Source organism: Aestuariibaculum marinum (genome assembly GCF_014596975.1).
In the GTDB taxonomy this organism is placed as follows: domain Bacteria; phylum Bacteroidota; class Bacteroidia; order Flavobacteriales; family Flavobacteriaceae; genus Aestuariibaculum; species Aestuariibaculum marinum.
Window position 1 is genome coordinate 1 of the sequence record NZ_JACVXD010000025.1, and the last position, 2,845, is coordinate 2,845.

Here is a 2,845-nt window from a genome sequence, read left to right on the forward strand (position 1 = left end):
GGGCTCATAACCCGAAGGTCACAGGTTCGAGTCCTGTTCCCGCTACTAAGATTAAATTCTTTCAAAATCAACGGTTTAGTTCACTCTAAACCGTTTTTTTATGCATTTAATTAATGAATTACTTACATTTGGTTCTAAAACTGAACACGATTTAGAACACGATTTGGAACACAAAACCCCATTTTCAATCCCAAAAATTTACGATGCCGATGGCGATTTAACGAAACGATGGTATGTTTATTTTTCCTATTTAGATCCAAAAACAGGAAAGATGAAACGTCAGAAAAACATCTATGGCCAAGTTAATCGTCATAAAACAAAGGAAGCTCGTTATGCATTATTAGCACTTTATAAAAAGCGTTTATTAAAATTATTAAAGGAAGGCTATAATCCGTTTGTTGATAATACGGAACATTATAAATCCCAACAGCAAAAGGATCAAAAAGTCAAGCAGGTTAATGCGCCTACAAAACCAACTGAAAATAAAGTGGTTTTAAAGGAAGAAGAACCTAAGGAAGTACAAAAGTCTTCTATGAGTTTAAAAGATGCCTTAGACTATGCTTTAAAGCTTAAAAAGAATTTGGTGAGTGAGCGTACTTTAGTTGATTACACTAACCGTTGCAAACTTTTTGAAACTTGGATGAATGAGCATCATGCAGATGTTAAAGGAATTGACCAGGTATCTAAAATGATGGTTGTAGCATTTCTAAATGACGTGCAGCTCAATACTTCTCCACGGAATAGAAACAATTACAGAACCTGTTTAAGTACTATATTCCAAACTTTAGAAGGAAATGAAATCATCAATAAGAACTTCGTTAAAAATATTCCGAAATTACAGTCCAATCCAGAGCGACATAAAACCTTTACTCAGAAACAGGAAAATGACATTTTTGAGCATTTAGAAGATAAGGACCCAGTACTATTACTTTTTATCAAGTTTATAGCCTATGTTTTTTTAAGACCTAAAGAGGTCTGTAGACTTAAGGTTGGTGATATTGATTTCGATGAAAATATTCTGAAGATAAAAGTTAAAACCAAGACATTAAAAACTAAAATTGTACCTGAAATATTGCTTAAGGAACTAGAAGAGGTTCTAGAGGGATTAGACAAGGATAGTTATCTATTTACACCTAAAGCGCTGGGAGGCGAATGGGAAGCTTCCTTAGAGGCCAGACGTGATTATTTCAGTAAACGATTTAAAGCTGTCGTTAAAGATCATTTTGGTTTTAATCAGGATTATGGTTTATATAGCTTTAGACATACCTATATCACGAAAGTCTACAGAGCACTAGTAAAAGAATCGTCACCATTTGCAGCTAAGAGTAAACTGATGCAAATTACAGGACACACCACTATGGGAGCTCTTGAAAAGTATTTGCGAGATATTGATGCCGAACTACCAGAGGATTATTCACAATTGTTAAATACTAAAGCATGACCCAAGGCAATGATTTAGAAGTGTTGGTGCAAGGTATATACCGACCAAGCCTGTTTTATATTCCAAATAATATATTTCCGGATTTAACCGAAGAACAGGAAAAGGAATTTAACGACTATAGAGTAATAAATGCTGTAGGAGTTTTAAAAGTAAATGGAGACACAACATATTCCGATAAATGCTCACCAACGGTTGAGCTCTTAAGCAAACCAACCCAGCTTGAAAATAATGTATATCAGTTACAGAAGCTAAGAGACGAACTTTCAAAAGAGACATTTGATTATTTACTTGGGGAATATCAAAAACATATACTTACCTGCAAGTATGTTTATGATTGGTTATTAAACAATACCAATGAAGCGATTAATGAAGTTACAAAGGAAGAATTTGGTTTGCTTAAACTACAACTGGATTGGATTGGTAGTCATATTGATAAAATTCAGGCTATTTTCTGTTTAGATAGAAAACAAACAGAAGAAACTCCAGAAGAATTATCAGAACTGCCTCCATCTGTTTTCAATAACAAAGTCTATAACGATATTTTAAAGAAGGAGAACTTATCAAAAGATAAACCTACTAAAGTTAAAAGGTCAAATAAGGCAAATTTACCCAGTGAACAAGAGGTTGATGCCTATCTTTTAGAAACCGTATTTAATGTCAATTTCAAGGAATAAAATCCCACATAACTACCCAGAGATATCATGAGCAAAAAATACCCAGTAAAAAATACTGATCCATCAGTAAATTTACGTCTGTCGCAAGAATTAAAAGATACCATACAAGCGGAAGCAGCTAAAAGGAATACAACTGTTTCAAAGTACTTAAGAGAATTACTTGAGAATATTTATAGCGGTGATTATTGCAGGTATGAAACCCTAAAAGATAAGGTTGAAAACTTTTTGTTTTCCAAAGACTTCATACAGCTTGTTGTCTGGATTTATAGCAAACGCTATAAAAGAGAAAAAACAGAGTCTAATCAAGAGCTAGATAGGTATATCGCCACCTTAAAACAAGTTCATACTCATGTTCCGGATTATCTTGTTAGAGAGTTTGACAAAGTACTACAAGATGTTATGAAGGTAAGGTATGATGAGAGTAAATATTCAACACCTTATTTTTGGTTTTTAGAGACCAGTCTGGAAAAGGACAAGTTTAATTTAAAGCTGTTAGAGCAGTTTCTTTTAGATGATGAATCATTAAGAGGATTTGTATTAGAAGAGACTAACAAATAGGGGTAAACTACATAGTAAACCAATCAAAATTATAACTAAATTTCTTGTGATATTTCATGTGATAAATTTGTGATAAAAAATTATCACAAAAATAAAAGTAGTGTGGTGTAGATGACGATTGTAGTCAAAAAACGCCATTTTAAAGAGTTTTAGGGGGCTTTAAGTAGTTGCA

The 2,845-nt window shown here is 33.2% G+C and carries 3 protein-coding genes; all 3 read left to right on the forward strand.

What is annotated here, in order from left to right:
* Nucleotides 1-100: 100 nt before the first annotated feature.
* The 3 genes from ICJ85_RS16005 to ICJ85_RS16015 are packed head-to-tail and all read left to right on the forward strand — an operon-like array spanning nt 101 to nt 2,673.
* Entirely contained in the window at nt 101-1,441 is a 1,341-nt protein-coding gene (locus ICJ85_RS16005; RefSeq protein WP_188224804.1) for a tyrosine-type recombinase/integrase, read from the forward strand.
* Complete coding sequence (locus tag ICJ85_RS16010) at nt 1,438-2,115, forward strand: hypothetical protein (protein WP_188224805.1); 678 nt, start codon at nt 1,438-1,440, stop codon at nt 2,113-2,115. Before ICJ85_RS16005 ends, ICJ85_RS16010 begins: the two co-directional genes overlap by 4 nt.
* A gap of 27 nt (nt 2,116-2,142) precedes the next feature.
* Nucleotides 2,143-2,673: a hypothetical protein gene (locus ICJ85_RS16015; protein WP_188224806.1), complete on the forward strand. Its 531-nt coding sequence runs from the start codon at nt 2,143-2,145 to the stop codon at nt 2,671-2,673.
* Nucleotides 2,674-2,845 lie beyond the last annotated feature (172 nt).

What these genes read in the sequence shown, in the direction of transcription:
- ICJ85_RS16015 (WP_188224806.1), top strand. Translation starts at nt 2,143, where the DNA reads ATGAGCAAAAAATACCCAGTAAAAAATACTGATCCATCAGTAAATTTA.
- ICJ85_RS16010 (WP_188224805.1), top strand. Translation starts at nt 1,438, where the DNA reads ATGACCCAAGGCAATGATTTAGAAGTGTTGGTGCAAGGTATATACCGA.
- ICJ85_RS16005 (WP_188224804.1), top strand. Translation starts at nt 101, where the DNA reads ATGCATTTAATTAATGAATTACTTACATTTGGTTCTAAAACTGAACAC.